Below are 15,365 nucleotides of genomic sequence, written 5' to 3' on the forward strand. Positions count from 1 at the left end.
TTGGATGCCGCCGATCCGGAATTCCTGCTGACCCGGCCGGAAGACATGCGCTCAGCGCTCTTCGAGCTGACGCACCCCGACAGCCACATCCTGGTGCGCGACCCCGCGGACCGGGAGATCGCCGTGCTGATCCTGGGCGCCGACAAGCAGACCCGCCAGTTCTTCTGGCGGCCGCGCGACTACGACGGCGCGGACTTTGAACAGTCCGACAGCATGGGTCTACTCAGCGGAACGACCTTCCACTTCAACGCCACCGCCTATGGCGGCGTGCAGATCCGTTTTCGTGTCCAGCGTCCGGAAATCATCCATTTCGATGACGGCAGCGCGGCGCTGATGTCGCCCTTCCCCGATCGGCTTGCCCGCATCCAGCGCCGCAAGATGTTCCGGGCCTCCATGATCTCCAGCGCCAACCGCTGCTTCGCCACCTGGCAACCGGCGGCGCCGGCCAAGCCGGTGGGATTCACCGTCCGCGACATCTCGGTCGACGGCGTCGGCCTGCGCGTGGGCCTGGCAGTGGGCGAGCTGCCCCAGCGCGGCGCGGTGATGGAAGATGTGGAACTGGATTTCGGCGAGCTCGGCAAACTGAGCGCCGACCTGGAAGTACGCAACATCTATCCGGTGTCGGGCCAGCCGATGGCGTCGGCCGACAGCAGCGCCGAGGGTGAAGCGCCCAAGCATGTATCGCTGACAGGCGAGCCACCGGTCAGCCACGTCGGCGCGCTGTTCATGAACCTGAACGCCCGCCAGGAGAACTGGCTGCAGCAGGTGGTGTGGCGCCTGGAGAAAGGCGCGCAGCGCAACTGATGGCGCGCCCGGCGAAATGCCGCGACGGCAGGGGCGCTGCTGAAACGCAAAAGGCCTTCCCGCGGGAAGGCCTTTGAACTGGTCGCGACGCTTAGACCGCCATCGACGAGATTTCCTTGTAGGCAGCAACCAGCTTGTTGCGCACCTGGACCGCCGTCTGGAAGCCCAGACTGGCCTTCTGCAGGTCGATCATGACGTCGTTGAGCGAGATGTCGGGAGCGCCCAGCTCGAAGGCCTTGGCCTGATTGCTGGCGGCGTTCTGAGCGGCCGTCACGCGACGGATGGAGCGCTGCAGTTCCGCGGCAAAACCGTCGGGTTGCGCCACGGCATCGCCGGCGCCCAGATTACCGGTCTCCGCCTTGCTCACGACCGCGCGCATCTGCTGAAGCATGCCTTCGATGCCGGACAAGCCTGATACAGCCATTACCTATTCCTTGCTGGTGGGATTACGCCAAAGTGCACACGCAGCGTAACGCCGATCCGGCCGGTTCATAGCCGACAAGAACCGCCAAAAAACCCGACATTTCAACGAATGCGGACATCCCCTTCCCGGGATGCGGCCCCGCTTTGCGCCTTGTTACTGACATAGGGATTAAGTAACGCCAAAAAACGGCTGTTTTCATCGATTGGGATCGGTGTCTCAGGGGCAATAATCCACGCTCTCCCCAGACCAGAAGCACGTTGCATGTGTAATCGGCCCTACCCAGACATGAAGTCATTTTCCCTGCTCCGCGAAGCCAGCGGGAGCCGTCAATGAATCAGCAGGCTACCCTGAGCTCGTCGCTTCTGGCCAAGTTCCCCGTGCTGGAACGGGTCCGTGCGCTTCCCAAGCCAGTCCTGATCGGCGCCGCCGCAGCCCTCGTCGCGGTGATCGTCGCCGTGGCCATGTGGAGCAGCGAGCCGAAATACAAAGTTCTCTTCTCGAACCTGGACGACCGCGACGGCGGCGCCATCGTGACCGCCCTGGGCACGATGAACGTTCCCTACCGCTACAACGAAAACGGCACCGCGCTGCTCGTGCCGGCCGACCGCGTCTATGACGCCCGGCTGCAGCTCGCGTCGCAAGGCCTGCCGCGCGGCGGTTCCGTCGGCTTCGAGCTGATGGACAACGCCCGCTTCGGCGCCAGCCAGTTTGCAGAGCAGATCAACTACCAGCGCGGTCTGGAGGGCGAGCTGGCCCGTTCGATCGAGGCCATGCACACCGTGCAGCACGCCCGCGTCCACCTGGCCATGCCGCGCCAGTCGCTGTTCGTGCGCGAGCGCCAGGCGCCCACCGCCTCCGTGCTGCTGAACCTGTACCCCGGCCGCAGCCTGAGCGACGCGCAGGTTTCCGCAATTTCCTGGCTGGTGGCTTCCAGCGTGCCGGAACTGACCGCCGAAAGCGTGTCCATCGTCGACCAGAACGGCCGCCTGCTGTCCTCTCCGCTGGGCGAAGGCCGCGGCATGGACGCCGACCAGCTTCGCTTCGTGCGCGAGATCGAGCAGCGCACCGTCGAGCGCATCCTCACCATCCTGAATCCCCTGGTCGGCCCCGGCAACGTGCACGCCCAGGCCACCGCCGACGTCGACTTCTCGCGCCGCGAGGAAACGTCCGAGGTCTACCGTCCCAACCAGGAACCTGGCCAGGCCGCCGTGCGCAGCCAGCAGACCAGCGATTCCACGCAGCGCGGCGTCGGCCCCGCCCAGGGCGTGCCCGGCGCGCTGTCGAACCAGGCGCCCGCCAACGCGCAGGCGCCGATCGCCAATCCGCCGCAGCAACAGCCGCCCCGCCCCGGCCAGCCGCCGCAGGCCAACGCGCAACAGCAGCAACAACAGCAGCAGCAGACCGGCACCCAGACTCCCGCCACCAACCTGAACGAACGCCGCGACGCGACGACGAACTACGAAGTCGACCGCACCATCAGCCACATCAAGCAGCCGACGGGCAACCTCAAGCGCATGTCGGTGGCCGTGGTCGTGAACTACGTGCGCGACAAGGACGGCGAACTGCAGGCCCTGCCGCCCGAGGAACTGAACAAGCTCACCAACCTGGTGCGCGAAGCCATGGGCTATTCCGAAGGCCGCGGCGACTCGCTCAACCTGGTCAACAGCCAGTTCAACGACGGCCCGCCGCCGCTGCCGATGTGGCGCGATCCGGAAATGATCTCGCTGTTCAAGACGATCCTGTTCTGGCTGATCGGTGGCGTCATCGCACTGTGGCTGTACCGCAAGGTTCGCCGTTCGGTCACCGAGTACCTGTACCCGCCGGTGGATCCGGAACAGGCCGAAGCCGAGCGTGCTGAAGCCGCCCGCGAAGCTCAGGACCTGGCCCGCGCCAAGGAAACCGACCGCTATCAGGACAACCTGGAGCGCGCACGCACCATGGCCAACAAGGATCCGCGCGCCGTCGCGATGGTCCTGCGCACCTGGATGACCAAAGATGAAAAATGATTCCCTCCCCATGGACGGCATGACGCGCAGCGCCGTCCTGATGATGTCGCTGGGCGAAGACGCCGCGGCGGAAGTGTTCAAGTACCTGAGCGCCCGTGAAGTCCAGCAGGTCGGCGCCGCGATGGCCAGCCTGAAGCAGGTCACGCGCAACGACGTCGCCGTCGTGCTGGAGGAATTCCGCCTGGAAGCCGACCAGTTCATGGCCGTGACGCTGGGCTCGGACGACTACATCCGCAGCGTGCTGACCAAGGCGCTGGGCAGCGATCGCGCCGCGGGCCTGATCGAAGACATCCTGGAAGCCGGCGACGGCGGCAGCGGCATCGACGCGCTGAACTGGCTGGACCCGAACACCGTGGCCGAACTGATCGGCGACGAGCACCCGCAGATCATCGCGACGATCCTGGTTCACCTGGAGCGCGACCGCGCGGCCGGCGTGCTGGCCCTCTTGACGGACCGTCTGCGCAACGACGTGATGCTGCGTATCGCGACGTTCGGCGGCGTGCAGCCGGCGGCGCTGTCCGAACTGACCGAAGTGCTGAACTCCGTGCTGGCCGGCCAGGGCGCCAAGCGCAGCAAGATGGGCGGCGTGCGCACCGCGGCCGAGATCCTGAACATGATGAACTCGACGCAGGAAGAGACCGTGGTCGCCAGCCTGCGCGAACGCGACAACGACCTGGCGCAGAAGATCATCGACGAGATGTTCGTCTTCGACAACCTGCTCGACGTCGAGGACCGCGCCATCCAGCTCATCCTCAAGGAAATCGACAACGACACGCTCATGGTCGCGCTCAAGGGCGCTCAGGAAGAGCTGCGCGCCAAGTTCCTGCGCAACATGTCCAGCCGTGCGGCCGAAATGCTGCGCGAGGACCTGGAAGCCCAGGGCCCGATCCGCATGTCGAAGGTCGAGACCGAACAGAAGAAGATCCTGCAGATCGCCCGCCGCCTGGCGGAAAGCGGCCAGATCGTGCTGGGCAATTCCGGAGACGACGCGTATGTCTGAAGCGGACAACGGCGCGACGACGCTCATCTCGCGCAGCGCCGCCTGGCGTCGCTGGCAGATGCTGTCGTTCGACGAGCCGGCGCCCGTCGAAGTCGAACCCGAGCCCGAACCCGATCCGGGTCCCGATCCCGCCGTGGTGATGGCGCAGTTGCGCGCCCAGGCCATCGCGGAAGGACACGAGGAAGGATTGGCGCGCGGCCACGCCGCGGGCATGGAAGCCGGCCAGCAGGCGGGCTACGAGGCCGGCCTTGCCGCCGGCCGCGAAGCCGGTCATGCGGAAGGCCTGGCCCAGGGCCGCGAACAGGGCGCCGCCGAGGCGCAACGCCTGCACACGCTGGTCGAAGCCTGCGCCGTGTCGATCGGCGCGCTTGAAGAAAAGATGGGCCAGAGCCTGCTGACGCTGGCCCTGGACATCGCCCAGCAAGTGGTCCGCACCACCCTCGCCGAACAGCCCGAAACCGTCGTGAATGCAGTGCGCGACGTCCTGCACATCAATCCGACGGCCGGCGGCCAGATGCGCCTGTGGGCCAATCCGGACGATATCGAACTGATCCGCCTGCACCTTGCCGACGAGCTGAAGGAAGGCCATTGGCGCGTGCTGGCCGATGAATCCATCCTGCGCGGCGGCTGCCGCGCCGAGACGCCTTTCGGCGACATCGACGCCACGCTGCAGACCCGCTGGCGCCGCGTGGCCGCCTCGCTCGGCCGCAACGCATCCTGGGAGGAGCCGGTGTGAACGGCAATCCGGCCACCGAGCAATCCGGCCAGGCGCCCCTCGCGGGCGCCGCAGCCGCTTCCGCGGCGGCCAAGCCGACCGCGCCCGTGCTCGACCGCTGGCAGACGCAGCTTGAGATCGGCTCGATCCGCGCGGCGTCCACCGATCCGTGGCTGGTCAGCGGCAAGATCACGCGCGCGACCGGTCTGGTGCTGCACGCGACCGGGCTGCGCCTGCCCGTCGGCGCCGCCGCCCGCATCGAGATCGCGCGCGGCCATGACCATTGGGCCGACGCCGAAGTCGTGGGCTTTGACGGCCACACGCTGTATTTGATGCCGCAGGCCGACATTTCCGGCCTGCCGCCCGGCGCGCGCGTCGTGCCTGGCGAACCGCCCGTGCAGCGCCAGATTCCGCTGCCGCGCAAGGCCGAACTGAACGGCAACGCCAAGCCCCAGCTGGGCCGCCACCTGCCGGTCGGCAATGCGCTGCTCGGCCGCGTGCTGGACGGCGCCGGCCGCCCGCTGGACGGACTGGGTCCGCTGACGGGCGCCGAACTCGCGCCCCTGTCGGCCCAACCGATCAACCCCCTGTCGCGCGCGCCCATCGACACGGTGCTGGACACCGGCGTGCGCGCCATCAACGGTCTGCTGACCGTCGGCCGCGGCCAGCGCATGGGTTTGTTCGCAGGGTCCGGCGTCGGTAAATCGGTGCTGCTGGGCATGATGGCCCGCTACACCAAGGCCGACGTCATCGTCGTCGGCCTGATCGGCGAGCGGGGCCGCGAAGTCAAGGAATTCATCGAGCACAACCTGGGTCCCGAAGGCCTGGCACGCTCGGTCGTGGTGGCCGCGCCGGCCGACGTGTCAGCGCTGCTGCGCCTGCAGGGCGCCGCGTATGCGACGCGCCTGGCCGAGCATTTCCGCGATCAGGGCCAGGACGTGCTGCTGATCATGGACTCGCTGACCCGCTACGCGATGGCGCAACGGGAAATCGCGCTGGCCATCGGCGAACCGCCCGCCACCAAGGGCTATCCGCCGTCGGTGTTTGCCAAGCTGCCGATGCTGGTGGAACGCGCCGGCATGGGCGCGCCGGGTCCGTCCGGCAAGGCCGGCTCCATCACGGCGTTCTATACCGTGCTGGCCGAAGGCGACGACCAGCAGGATCCGATCGCCGACTCGGCGCGCGCGATCCTGGACGGCCACGTCGTGCTGTCGCGGCACCTGGCCGAATCGGGCCACTACCCCGCCATCGACATCGAAGCGTCGATCTCGCGGGCGATGACTTCGCTCATCACGCCGCAGCAGTTCTCGATCGTGCGCCGCTTCAAGCAAAGCCTGTCGCGCTACCAGCGCAATCGCGACCTCATCGCCGTCGGCGCCTACGCCGCCGGCAACGACCCGCAACTGGACGACGCCATCGCGCGCTACCCGCGCCTGGAAGCCTTCCTGCAGCAGGACATCGGCGAGAACGTCGGTTACGAAGACGCCGTCAATCAATTGCGAGCCAGTTTCGAATCACGGGACACCTATGCCTAGCCAACTGCCTCTGGACATGCTGATCAACCTTGCCAAGGAAAGCACGGACGAAGCCGCCCGCCTCCTGGGCCGGTTGACCGCCGAACGCAGCAATGCGCAGCGCCAGCTTTCCATGCTGCACGACTACCGCCAGGACTACCTCGAGCGCCTTCAGACGGCGATGACGAGCGGCATGGCGGCCAGCGACTGCCACAACTATCAGCGCTTCATCGGCACGCTGGACGACGCGATCGGCCAGCAGCAAGGCGTGCTGCGCCAGGCCGAGGAAAACCTGTCCAAGGGCCAGCTCTACTGGCAGCAGGAAAAACGCAAGCTCAACTCCTACGACGCCCTGGCGCAGCGCGAGCAGCGCGCCCAGGCCCTCGTGGAATCGCGCCGCGAACAGCGCGCCAACGACGAATACTCCGCCCGCCTGGTCCAGCGCCAGGCCGGCGGCATGCATTAAGCAGTTCCTCACAGGAAGCCCCAGATGACCGCTCCCCTGCCCTTGCCCTCGCTCGCACCGGCCGCCCCGACGTCGCTCAACGACGTGCTCGGCGCCAAGCCGGCTGCCGCGAACAAAAAAGATAAAGGCCCCTCGTTCTCCGACGTGCTGGCGCAGCAGCGTCCGGCGCAGCAGCGGCCCAATCAGGCCGCCGACGCCCGCCACGCGAACGGCAACAGCAAGACGCCGTCCAAGGACGGCAAAGCCAGCGATCCGACCAGCACGGCCGAAGGCGCCGCCGCCGGCGCCATCAATGACGCGGTGCTGACCGCCGGCCAGGCCGAAGCCGGCGCGCTGGCCGTCGCCGCGCAACAGCCAGTGGCCGCGTCCGACCTGCCGCAACAGGCCCTGGAGATCGCGGCCCAGGCCGCCGAGCAGGTGCAGCTTGCCCGTGGCAATGCCGCTGCAACCGCCACCGCCATGAACCAGGGCGCCGCCGTGCTGACGGCCGCGCTGAACGCTGCCGACACGCTGGTCCCGCAGGCTGCGCAACAGGCGCAGACGCCGGTGGCCGCGACCGCCGGCCAGGCGCAGGCCGCCGCGGCGCAGATCGCCCGCGAAGCCGAAGCCGCGCTGCCGGTCCTCACCGCAGCCGTCAAGCCGGGTTCCGCGCCGGTTGCCGAGGCCCCCGTCGATCCCAAGGCAATGGTCAAGGCCGAAGCGCCGAAGGCCGCGCCGGAACTGCCGCTGCCGCGCGTCGCGCGCGACGTGCCCGCCGACCAGAAGGGAGCCGCTCCGGCGCTGCCCACCCACGTTGCCGACGAAGAACAGCCCGATCTGCTAGCCGGCACGACCCCGCAATTCCAGGCGCCGCAGCATGGCGCCAATCCGCAGGAAGCGCTGGCCCACGCGCTGGCCGCCGCCACACAGCGCCAGGCGCTGCCGGTCGTCAACCAGGCCGCCATCGCGCAGCCCATCGTTCCTGTCGTCATGCAAGTGGCCACGCCGGTCGGCGCCACCCACTGGGGCACCGAACTTGGCCAGCAGATGGTCATGATGAGCAGCAACATGCGCCAGGGCATGCAGACCGCCGAACTGCGGCTGGATCCGCCGGACCTCGGTCCGCTGCGCGTCAGCCTGAACCTGGCCGATGGCGTGGCCAGCGCCTCGTTCGTGTCGGCGCATGCATCGGTGCGCCAGGCGATCGAAGTCGCCATTCCGCAGTTGCAGCAGGCGCTCGCCCAGGCCGGCATCTCGCTGGGCCAGACCAGCGTCGGTGAACAGGCCGCGCAGCAGGAATTCGCGCAGCAGAACGGCGGCGGCTCGCAGCGTCAGCAAGGCGGCGGCGTCGCCGTGGCGGACAGCGGGGCAGATGCCGCGCAGCCCGCGGTGACGGTGTCGCGCAACGCCAACGCATTGGTCGACACGTTCGCGTAATGATCCGGCGGCCCGCTTCCGGCAACGGATGCGGGCAGTGCAGCAATAGCTTGAGATACGCGGCTTTCGCCCTGTTTTTCGCCTCCAAGCGGTGGCGTGAATTCGGGCAGAATGCTTTCATCCACTAAGAATCCGTTTTCACCAGCGGCAAACACGCATCGAACTCCAGATGGCGACAATCAAACCCATTCCCGCGCCGGCGCGCGGCGCGTCCTCCGGCGGCATCGGCCGCATCCTTCGTCCGCTGCTGGCGATCCTGGTGCTGCTGCTCGTTGCCGCCGCCAGTGCGGGCGCAACCTGGTTCATCACCCAGCGTCTGCAGCAACCGCAAGGCGGCGCTCCGGTGCAGCTTGGCGTGGGCCAGGTGCCTGGCGGCCAGCCCGGCCAACCGGGTCAGCCCGGTCAGGCGGGTGGCGTGCAAGGCCAGGCCGGTCAAGGCCCGCAGGCCACGCCGACGACCTTCGTCGCGCCGTCCGCCACCCCGATCGCCGTGCCCGCGCCGATCTTCGTGCCGATCGAAGCCTTCACGGTCACGCTGCAGAACGCGGACACGGAACGCATCATGCACGTCGGCCTGACCCTGCGCGTGAGCGACGAACAGACCCGCACGCGCCTGGAAAAGTACATGCCCGAAGTGCGCAGCCGCATCCTGATGGTGCTGTCGTCGCAGTCGCCCACCGCGGTGCAGACGCAGCAAGGCAAGACCGACATGATCACGGCCATCAAGCAGGCGGTGAACCGCCCCTTCTCGCCCCTGCCTGACGGCCAGTACGTGACCGACGTGCTGTTCACGGCGTTCGTGGTGCAATAAGCATGGCCTACGAGGCGTTTCTTTCGCAGGACGAAGTCGATGCGCTGCTAGCCGGCGTCACCGGCGAGAGCGATAGTAAAAAGGAATCCGGCGGCCAGAACGACGGTGCGCGCGCCTACGACCTGAGCTCGCCCGAGCGTGTCGTGCGCCGCCGCATGCAGACGCTGGAGCTCATCAACGAGCGCTTTGCGCGCAACATGCGCAACGTGCTGCTGAACTTCATGCGCCGCAGCGCCGACATCACCGTCGGTTCGATCAAGATCCAGAAGTACGCGGACTTCGAGCGCAACCTGCCGGTGCCGAGCAATCTGAACATGATTCAGATGAAGCCGCTGCGCGGCACGGCGCTCTTCACGTACGACCCGAACCTGGTGTTCCTGGTCATCGACAGCCTGTTCGGCGGCGATGGCCGCTACCACACGCGGGTCGAAGGCCGGGACTTCACCACCACCGAACAGCGCATCATCCGGCGCCTGCTCAACCTGACCCTGGAAAGCTACGGCAAGTCCTGGGATCCCGTTTATCCGATCGAGTTCGAATACGTCCGCTCGGAGATGCACACCAAGTTCGCCAGCATCACCGGCAACAACGAAGTGGTGGTCGTCTCGTCGTTCCATATCGAATTCGGCGCGACCGGCGGCGACCTGAACATCTGCCTGCCCTACTCGATGATCGAGCCGGTGCGCGATCTGCTGACGCGTCCGCTGCAGGAAACGACGCTCGAGGAAGTGGATCAGCGCTGGTCGCAGCAGCTTTCCCGTCAGGTGCGCAGCGCCGACATCGACGTGGTTGCGGAATTTGCCCGCATCCCGTCGTCGATCCGCGAACTGATGAGCCTGAAGGTCGGCGACGTCCTTCCGGTCGACGTCCCCGAAACCGTCATCGCCCACGTCGACGGCGTGCCGCTGATGGAATGCGGCTACGGCGTCTTCAACAGCCAATACGCCCTGCGCGTACAAAACCTGTTTACCCACGATACAGAACCCAACGAGGCCTCTGACCATGACTGACAAGAACGAGCCCGGCACTGGCTCGTCCCCGGCCGACGACTGGGCCGACGCGCTCGCCGAACAATCCCGCGCCAACCCGCCCACGCAAGCCGACGGTCTGAAGCCGCAGGACGACTGGGCCGCCGCGATGGCCGAACAGGCTGCTGCACCCGAGGCAGCGGCGCCCGCTGCCGCCCCGGCGCCGGCGCCCGCCGCCGCACCGGCTGCCGCGGCACCGGCCGCCTCGGCCGCCACTTCCGTGTTCAAGCCGCTGGCCGGCGCCACGCCCGGCCACGGCACCGACATCGACCTCATCATGGACGTTCCCGTCCAGCTGACGGTTGAGCTGGGCCGCACCCGCCTGACCATCAAGAACCTGCTCCAGCTGGGCCAGGGCTCGGTGGTGGAACTGGACGGCCTGGCCGGCGAACCGATGGACATCTTCGTCAACGGCTACCTGATCGCCCAGGGCGAAGTCGTCGTCGTCGAAGAAAAGTACGGCATCCGCCTGACCGACATCATCACCCCGTCCGAGCGGATCAACCGCTTGAACAACCGTCGTTGATTCTGGCGCCATGACCGAACCTGCCCTGCTGCGCGTCATCATCGGCCTAGTGCTGGTGGTGGCCGCCATTCTGGCTGCGGCGTGGCTTGCCAAGCGCGCCGGACTGGTCCAGCGCGGCGGCGGCAACGTGCTGCGCCAGATTGCCAGCATGCCGGTCGGTCCGCGCCAAAGCGTCGTCGTTGTCGAGATCGAAGACACCTGGCTGGTGGTGGGCGTTGGCCCGAACCAGCTCACCACCCTGCATACCCTGCCCGCCGGCCAGTTGCCGGAGGGTTCGCCTCTGCCCACGGCCGCCTTCGCGGCCAAGCTGGGCCAGGCACTCAAGCGCCGCTAGGGCTGTACGCCCCGGCGCGAATCAAGCGATACCCATGAGTTTGCCCACCCGCACGTCTACCGCCCGCGCCGCCCAGCGTGCGCTGCCCATGCTGGCCGCCGCCGCGGTGCTGGGCCTGGCCTTCTTCCCGGCCGGAGTCGTGGCGCAGGCCACGCTGCCCGCGCTGACGGCCACGCCGGGCGCGAACGGCTCGCAGACCTACTCGCTCAGCATGCAGACCATGCTGCTGATGACGTCGCTGTCATTCCTGCCGGCAGCGCTGCTGATGATGACGGGCTTCACGCGCATCATCATCGTGCTGGGCCTCTTGCGCAGCGCGATGGGCACCGCCATGTCGCCGCCCAACCACGTGCTGATCGGGCTGGCGCTGTTCCTGACCTTCTATACGATGTCGCCGGTGTTCGACAAGATCTACACCGACGCCTACAAGCCTTTATCCGAAGGCACGATCCAGTTCGAGGCCGCGGTCGAACGCGCCGCAAATCCGCTGCGCACCTTCATGCTGCACCAGACGCGCGAGAACGACCTGTCGCTGTTTGCCAACCTGGCCAAGCAGCCCGCGCTGGAAGACCCGTCGCAGGTGCCGATGCGCATCCTGGTGCCGGCCTTCATCACCAGCGAACTGAAGACCGCTTTCCAGATCGGCTTCACGATCTTCATTCCCTTCCTCATCATCGACCTGGTGGTCGCCAGCGTCCTGATGGCGCTGGGCATGATGATGGTGCCGCCCGTCACCGTGGCGCTGCCCTTCAAGCTGATGCTGTTCGTGCTGGCCGACGGCTGGAACCTGCTCATGGGCTCGCTGGCCCAGAGCTTTTACCAGTAACGCCGCAAGGAGATCGCCATGACTGCCGAAACCGTCATGACCATGACCTACCAGGCGATGAAGATCGTCCTGGCGATGGCCGGTCCGCTCCTGCTCGTCACGCTGGCCGTGGGTCTGGTCATCAGCATCTTCCAGGCCGCCACGCAGATCAACGAAATGACGCTGTCGTTCATTCCGAAGCTGCTGGCCATGTGCGGCGTGCTGGTGCTGCTGGGTCCGTGGCTGATCGGCGTCATGGTCGACTACATCCGGCAACTCATCGGCCAGATCCCCATGCTGGTGTCCTGAGCGGCGCCCGCCGCGGGACACGGGTTGCCACGCCATGTTCTCTTTCACGCTCGAGCAGCTGAACGGCTGGATCGGCCAGTTTCTCTGGCCGTTCGTGCGTATTCTGGCGCTCGTGGCCACCGCGCCCCTGTTCTCCGAATCGCTTATCCCCGTCAAGGTCAAGATCGGCCTGGCGTTCGTGCTGGCGGTGGCGATCAGCCCGGCGCTGGACGCCATGCCGCCGGTCGCGCCCGGCTCCTATGCCGGCCTCTGGATGGTGATGCAGCAGGTGCTGATCGGCATCGCCATGGGATTCACCATGCGCATCGTGTTCGCGGCGGTGCAGACGGCCGGTGAATTCGTGGGCCTGCAGATGGGCTTGTCGTTCGCGTCGTTCTTCGATCCCAGCTCGGGCGCCAACACCGCCGTGCTGTCGCGCATGTTCAACATCGTCGCGATGCTGACCTTCCTGGCGCTGGACGGGCATCTGCTGGTGCTGGCGGCGCTGGTGCGTTCGTTCGACACCCTGCCCATCGCCACGATCCAGCTGCACCAGAACGGCTGGGGCGCGGTCGTGGAATGGGGCAAGACGGTGTTCGTGTCGGGCCTGCTGCTGGCGCTGCCGCTGATCTGCGCCCTGCTCACCATCAACCTGGCCATGGGCATCCTGAACCGCGCCGCCCAGCAGCTGTCCGTGTTTTCGGTGGGCTTTCCCGTCACGCTCATCGTCGGCGTGACGGTGCTGGCGATCGTGCTGCCCCACGCCGGGCCGTTCCTGGAATCGCTGTTCGAATCGGGGCTGACGGCAATGAGCCGTGTGGTGGATGCGCTGGCGGGACGATAACCCGCCAGAGACTCAGTGCTGTCCCACCACGCGGAAGACGCGGATGGTCTCGCGCAGCGCGCCGGACTGATTGCCCAGCTGCGTCACCGCGCCGCCCAGCTCCTGCACCAGCGCCGTGTTCTGCACGGTCATCACGTCCATCTGCGAGACGGCGGTGTCCACCTGCTCGATGCCGGTCGACTGTTCCTGCGAGGCGCGCGAGATCTCGCCGATGATGGCCGTGACGCGGTGCACGGCATCCACGATCTCCTGCATGGTCGCGCCGGCCTGCTCCGCCTGCGCCGAGCCTTCGGTCACGCGATCCACCGAGTCTTCGATCAGCGTCTTCACTTCCTTGGCGGCCTGGGCGCTCTTTTGCGCCAGGCTGCGCACTTCGCCCGCCACCACTGCGAAGCCCTTGCCGGACTCGCCGGCCCGGGCCGCCTCCACCGCCGCGTTCAGCGCCAGGATGTTGGTCTGGAAGGCAATGCCTTCGATGATGGTGACGATATCGGCGATCTTGCGCGAGCTGTCCGAGATGCCGTGCATGGTGTTGACCACCTGCCCGACGGCCACGCCGCCGCGCCGCGCCACGTCCATGCTGCTGGCGGCCAGATCGTTGGCCTGGCGCGCGTTGTCGGCGTTCTGGCGCACGGTGGACGTCAATTGCTGCATGCTGGCGGCCGTCTGCTGCAACGAGGCCGCCTGCCCTTCCGTGCGGCCGGCCAGCTCCTGATTGCCGCGGGCGATGTGCACGGCCGCGTGCGTGGTGTTCTCGATGCCGCGATAGACGTCCTGGGCAATGCCGATCAGGCTCTTGCGCATGACTTCCAGCGAGAACTTCAGGCTGCCCACCTCGTCATCCGATTCCGGCACGATCTGCGTGGTGAGGTTGCCCGCGGCAACCTGACGCGCCATGTTCGCGGCGTCGAGCATCGGCTCCAGCAGCGAACGCGACAGGCTCCAGCCCATCGCGTAGATGGCGACGATGCCCAACCCGATCGCGCCGCAGCCCAGCGCGGCGCCCAACGGGCTCAGGCTGGCCCAGTTGGCATTCAGGCCATACGCGCCGGCTGCGCCAACGATGGCGGCTGACAGCGTGGCGTGGCGCAGCATGCGGCTGCGCACGCCAGGACGAAACGGGAACGCCAGCAGGTCCAGGCCGATGCGCCAGCCGGCACGCACGGGCCGGCCGTGCAGGATGCGCACGCCCTTGGCGGTGCCCTCGCGCATGCGCGCGTAGAGGTCTTCGGCCATCTCGATCTGTTCTTCCGACGGCCGCACGCGCACGGACGAATAGGCGACGACCTCGCCGTTCTCGACGATGGGCGTGGCATTGGCCAGCACCCAGTAGTAGCCGCCATCCTTGCGGCGGTTCTTCACCACGCCTAGCCAGGACTCGCCGGCTTCCAGGGTCTCCCAGAGATCCGCATAGGCTTCCGGCGGCATGTCGGGATGGCGCACGATGTTGTGCGCCTTGCCGATGAGTTCTTCGCGGGTGAAGCCGCTGACCTCGACGAACGCCGGATTGGCGTAGACGATGCGGCCCTTGGTGTCGGTGCGCGAGATCAGATACTGGTCTTCGCGCAGCTTGGTTTCCACATTGGTGACGGGCAGATTGACACGCATGGTTTGTCTCCAGCTGGCGCCCGATCCCCCGGCCACCGGTGATTACTGTGTTTTTGTCCTGAAAATTCAGGCGTTGACATCATTTACGGTCATAAAGCGGAAAACTTAACGTGCTTATGATTTGAATCAACGGGTGAATGGCCGACGGGGATAAAACAAGTGTCACGTAGAGCCGCCGGCATTCGTTGCGGACGGTGTCAGACACCCGGGTGGCGCCTCGCCGGCATTTGGCAACAATTCTTGAGGGTGTCAGACACCTGGGCTGCAAGTGGCAGCAATTCTTGAGGGTGTCAGACACCTGGGCTGTTTCCAGGTGTCTCACGCCCCGGCTAATTCCAGGTGTCTGACACCCGCCAGAGCCGACCGCCAAGCTGATGGGATGCCGCAAGGGTGTCTGACACCGTTCTAACAAGCACAAAAAGCCGCGCCCGATCCCGCATCTGCAGGATCGGGCGCGGCCCGGGATGACGACGATCAGTTCAGCGACGGCGCGGCATAACCGCCCAGCTGATGCGCCGGCACTTCAATCACTTCGCCGGCGTTGATCTTGAACACGGCCACCGCTTCGGCCAGGCGCTGCGCCTGTTCCTGCAGCGAGCCGGCGGCGGCCGCGGCCTCTTCCACCAGCGCCGCGTTCTGCTGCGTCACTTCGTCCATCTGCGACACGGCGCGGTTGACCTGGTCGATACCGCTGGACTGTTCTTCGGACGCCGCCGAGATTTCGCCCATGATGTCCGTCACGCGCTTCACCGAGGCCACGATCTCCTGCATCGTCG

At 66.9% G+C, this 15,365-nt stretch carries 17 protein-coding genes; 14 read left to right on the top strand and 3 right to left on the bottom strand.

Going from position 1 to position 15,365, the window contains the following annotated elements; all coding sequences use genetic code 11:
* Entirely contained in the window at positions 1–804 is an 804-nt protein-coding gene (locus RT697_RS19840) for a flagellar brake protein (protein ID WP_313701251.1), read from the top strand.
* 91 nt (positions 805–895) lie between these two features.
* Here RT697_RS19840 and fliE read toward each other — a convergent pair whose 3' ends face one another.
* Complete coding sequence (gene fliE, locus RT697_RS19845) at positions 896–1,228, bottom strand: flagellar hook-basal body complex protein FliE (RefSeq protein WP_175126255.1); 333 nt, start codon at positions 1,226–1,228, stop codon at positions 896–898.
* 329 nt (positions 1,229–1,557) lie between these two features.
* Between fliE and fliF the strand changes: the two genes are divergently transcribed.
* The 13 genes from fliF (at position 1,558) to fliR (ending at position 12,981) form a co-directional block, all read left to right on the top strand.
* A complete protein-coding gene (gene fliF, locus RT697_RS19850) occupies positions 1,558–3,234 on the top strand; it encodes a flagellar basal-body MS-ring/collar protein FliF (RefSeq protein ID WP_313701233.1) in 1,677 nt (558 codons plus the stop codon).
* Positions 3,224–4,234: a flagellar motor switch protein FliG gene (gene fliG / locus RT697_RS19855; protein ID WP_175126257.1), complete on the top strand. Its 1,011-nt coding sequence runs from the start codon at positions 3,224–3,226 to the stop codon at positions 4,232–4,234. The genes fliF and fliG overlap by 11 nt, the downstream gene beginning before the upstream one ends.
* Positions 4,227–4,970 (top strand): flagellar assembly protein FliH, encoded by a 744-nt coding sequence (gene fliH / locus RT697_RS19860; protein ID WP_286898726.1) that lies wholly within the window; start codon positions 4,227–4,229, stop codon positions 4,968–4,970. Before fliG ends, fliH begins: the two co-directional genes overlap by 8 nt.
* An 86-nt stretch (positions 4,971–5,056) precedes the next feature.
* A complete protein-coding gene (gene fliI / locus RT697_RS19865; RefSeq protein WP_409517467.1) occupies positions 5,057–6,484 on the top strand; it encodes a flagellar protein export ATPase FliI in 1,428 nt (475 codons plus the stop codon).
* Positions 6,477–6,929 (top strand): flagellar export protein FliJ, encoded by a 453-nt coding sequence (fliJ, locus tag RT697_RS19870; protein WP_313701234.1) that lies wholly within the window; start codon positions 6,477–6,479, stop codon positions 6,927–6,929. Before fliI ends, fliJ begins: the two co-directional genes overlap by 8 nt.
* Positions 6,930–6,953: 24 nt before the next feature.
* Positions 6,954–8,345 carry a flagellar hook-length control protein FliK gene (locus tag RT697_RS19875; protein ID WP_313701237.1) on the top strand — a complete coding sequence of 464 codons (1,392 nt, stop codon included), beginning with the start codon at positions 6,954–6,956 and terminating at the stop codon, positions 8,343–8,345.
* 169 nt (positions 8,346–8,514) lie between these two features.
* On the top strand, positions 8,515–9,156 hold the full coding sequence (fliL, locus tag RT697_RS19880) for a flagellar basal body-associated protein FliL (protein WP_313701238.1): 642 nt from the start codon (positions 8,515–8,517) through the stop codon (positions 9,154–9,156).
* Between the two features lie 2 nt (positions 9,157–9,158).
* Complete coding sequence (fliM, locus tag RT697_RS19885; protein WP_313701240.1) at positions 9,159–10,166, top strand: flagellar motor switch protein FliM; 1,008 nt, start codon at positions 9,159–9,161, stop codon at positions 10,164–10,166.
* Positions 10,159–10,710, top strand: a complete 552-nt coding sequence (gene fliN / locus RT697_RS19890; protein WP_313701242.1) for a flagellar motor switch protein FliN — start codon at positions 10,159–10,161, stop codon at positions 10,708–10,710. Before fliM ends, fliN begins: the two co-directional genes overlap by 8 nt.
* A 10-nt stretch (positions 10,711–10,720) precedes the next feature.
* Positions 10,721–11,044 (top strand): flagellar biosynthetic protein FliO, encoded by a 324-nt coding sequence (gene fliO / locus RT697_RS19895; RefSeq protein ID WP_105238505.1) that lies wholly within the window; start codon positions 10,721–10,723, stop codon positions 11,042–11,044.
* Between the two features lie 34 nt (positions 11,045–11,078).
* Positions 11,079–11,870 (top strand): flagellar type III secretion system pore protein FliP, encoded by a 792-nt coding sequence (gene fliP / locus RT697_RS19900; RefSeq protein WP_409517466.1) that lies wholly within the window; start codon positions 11,079–11,081, stop codon positions 11,868–11,870.
* 18 nt (positions 11,871–11,888) lie between these two features.
* Positions 11,889–12,158 (top strand): flagellar biosynthesis protein FliQ, encoded by a 270-nt coding sequence (gene fliQ, locus RT697_RS19905; RefSeq protein WP_056570227.1) that lies wholly within the window; start codon positions 11,889–11,891, stop codon positions 12,156–12,158.
* 34 nt (positions 12,159–12,192) lie between these two features.
* Positions 12,193–12,981: a flagellar biosynthetic protein FliR gene (fliR, locus tag RT697_RS19910; protein ID WP_313701245.1), complete on the top strand. Its 789-nt coding sequence runs from the start codon at positions 12,193–12,195 to the stop codon at positions 12,979–12,981.
* A gap of 12 nt (positions 12,982–12,993) precedes the next feature.
* Here fliR and RT697_RS19915 read toward each other — a convergent pair whose 3' ends face one another.
* Positions 12,994–14,589: a methyl-accepting chemotaxis protein gene (locus tag RT697_RS19915; RefSeq protein WP_313701247.1), complete on the bottom strand. Its 1,596-nt coding sequence runs from the start codon at positions 14,587–14,589 to the stop codon at positions 12,994–12,996.
* Between the two features lie 474 nt (positions 14,590–15,063).
* The coding region (locus tag RT697_RS19920) for a methyl-accepting chemotaxis protein (RefSeq protein WP_313701249.1) at positions 15,064–15,365 on the bottom strand (302 nt) is incomplete at its 5' end.

Origin of the sequence: Achromobacter sp., from assembly GCF_032113835.1 — a bacterium.
Lineage (GTDB): Bacteria > Pseudomonadota > Gammaproteobacteria > Burkholderiales > Burkholderiaceae_B > Achromobacter.

Coding starts and splice junctions, on each gene's coding strand:
- fliL (WP_313701238.1), top strand. CDS start 8,515: ATGGCGACAATCAAACCCATTCCCGCGCCGGCGCGCGGCGCGTCCTCC.
- fliR (WP_313701245.1), top strand. CDS start 12,193: ATGTTCTCTTTCACGCTCGAGCAGCTGAACGGCTGGATCGGCCAGTTT.
- fliJ (WP_313701234.1), top strand. CDS start 6,477: ATGCCTAGCCAACTGCCTCTGGACATGCTGATCAACCTTGCCAAGGAA.
- fliQ (WP_056570227.1), top strand. CDS start 11,889: ATGACTGCCGAAACCGTCATGACCATGACCTACCAGGCGATGAAGATC.
- fliF (WP_313701233.1), top strand. CDS start 1,558: ATGAATCAGCAGGCTACCCTGAGCTCGTCGCTTCTGGCCAAGTTCCCC.
- fliP (WP_409517466.1), top strand. CDS start 11,079: ATGAGTTTGCCCACCCGCACGTCTACCGCCCGCGCCGCCCAGCGTGCG.
- fliO (WP_105238505.1), top strand. CDS start 10,721: ATGACCGAACCTGCCCTGCTGCGCGTCATCATCGGCCTAGTGCTGGTG.
- RT697_RS19915 (WP_313701247.1), bottom strand. CDS start 14,589: ATGCGTGTCAATCTGCCCGTCACCAATGTGGAAACCAAGCTGCGCGAA.
- fliM (WP_313701240.1), top strand. CDS start 9,159: ATGGCCTACGAGGCGTTTCTTTCGCAGGACGAAGTCGATGCGCTGCTA.
- fliN (WP_313701242.1), top strand. CDS start 10,159: ATGACTGACAAGAACGAGCCCGGCACTGGCTCGTCCCCGGCCGACGAC.
- fliE (WP_175126255.1), bottom strand. CDS start 1,228: ATGGCTGTATCAGGCTTGTCCGGCATCGAAGGCATGCTTCAGCAGATG.
- fliG (WP_175126257.1), top strand. CDS start 3,224: ATGAAAAATGATTCCCTCCCCATGGACGGCATGACGCGCAGCGCCGTC.
- fliH (WP_286898726.1), top strand. CDS start 4,227: ATGTCTGAAGCGGACAACGGCGCGACGACGCTCATCTCGCGCAGCGCC.
- RT697_RS19875 (WP_313701237.1), top strand. CDS start 6,954: ATGACCGCTCCCCTGCCCTTGCCCTCGCTCGCACCGGCCGCCCCGACG.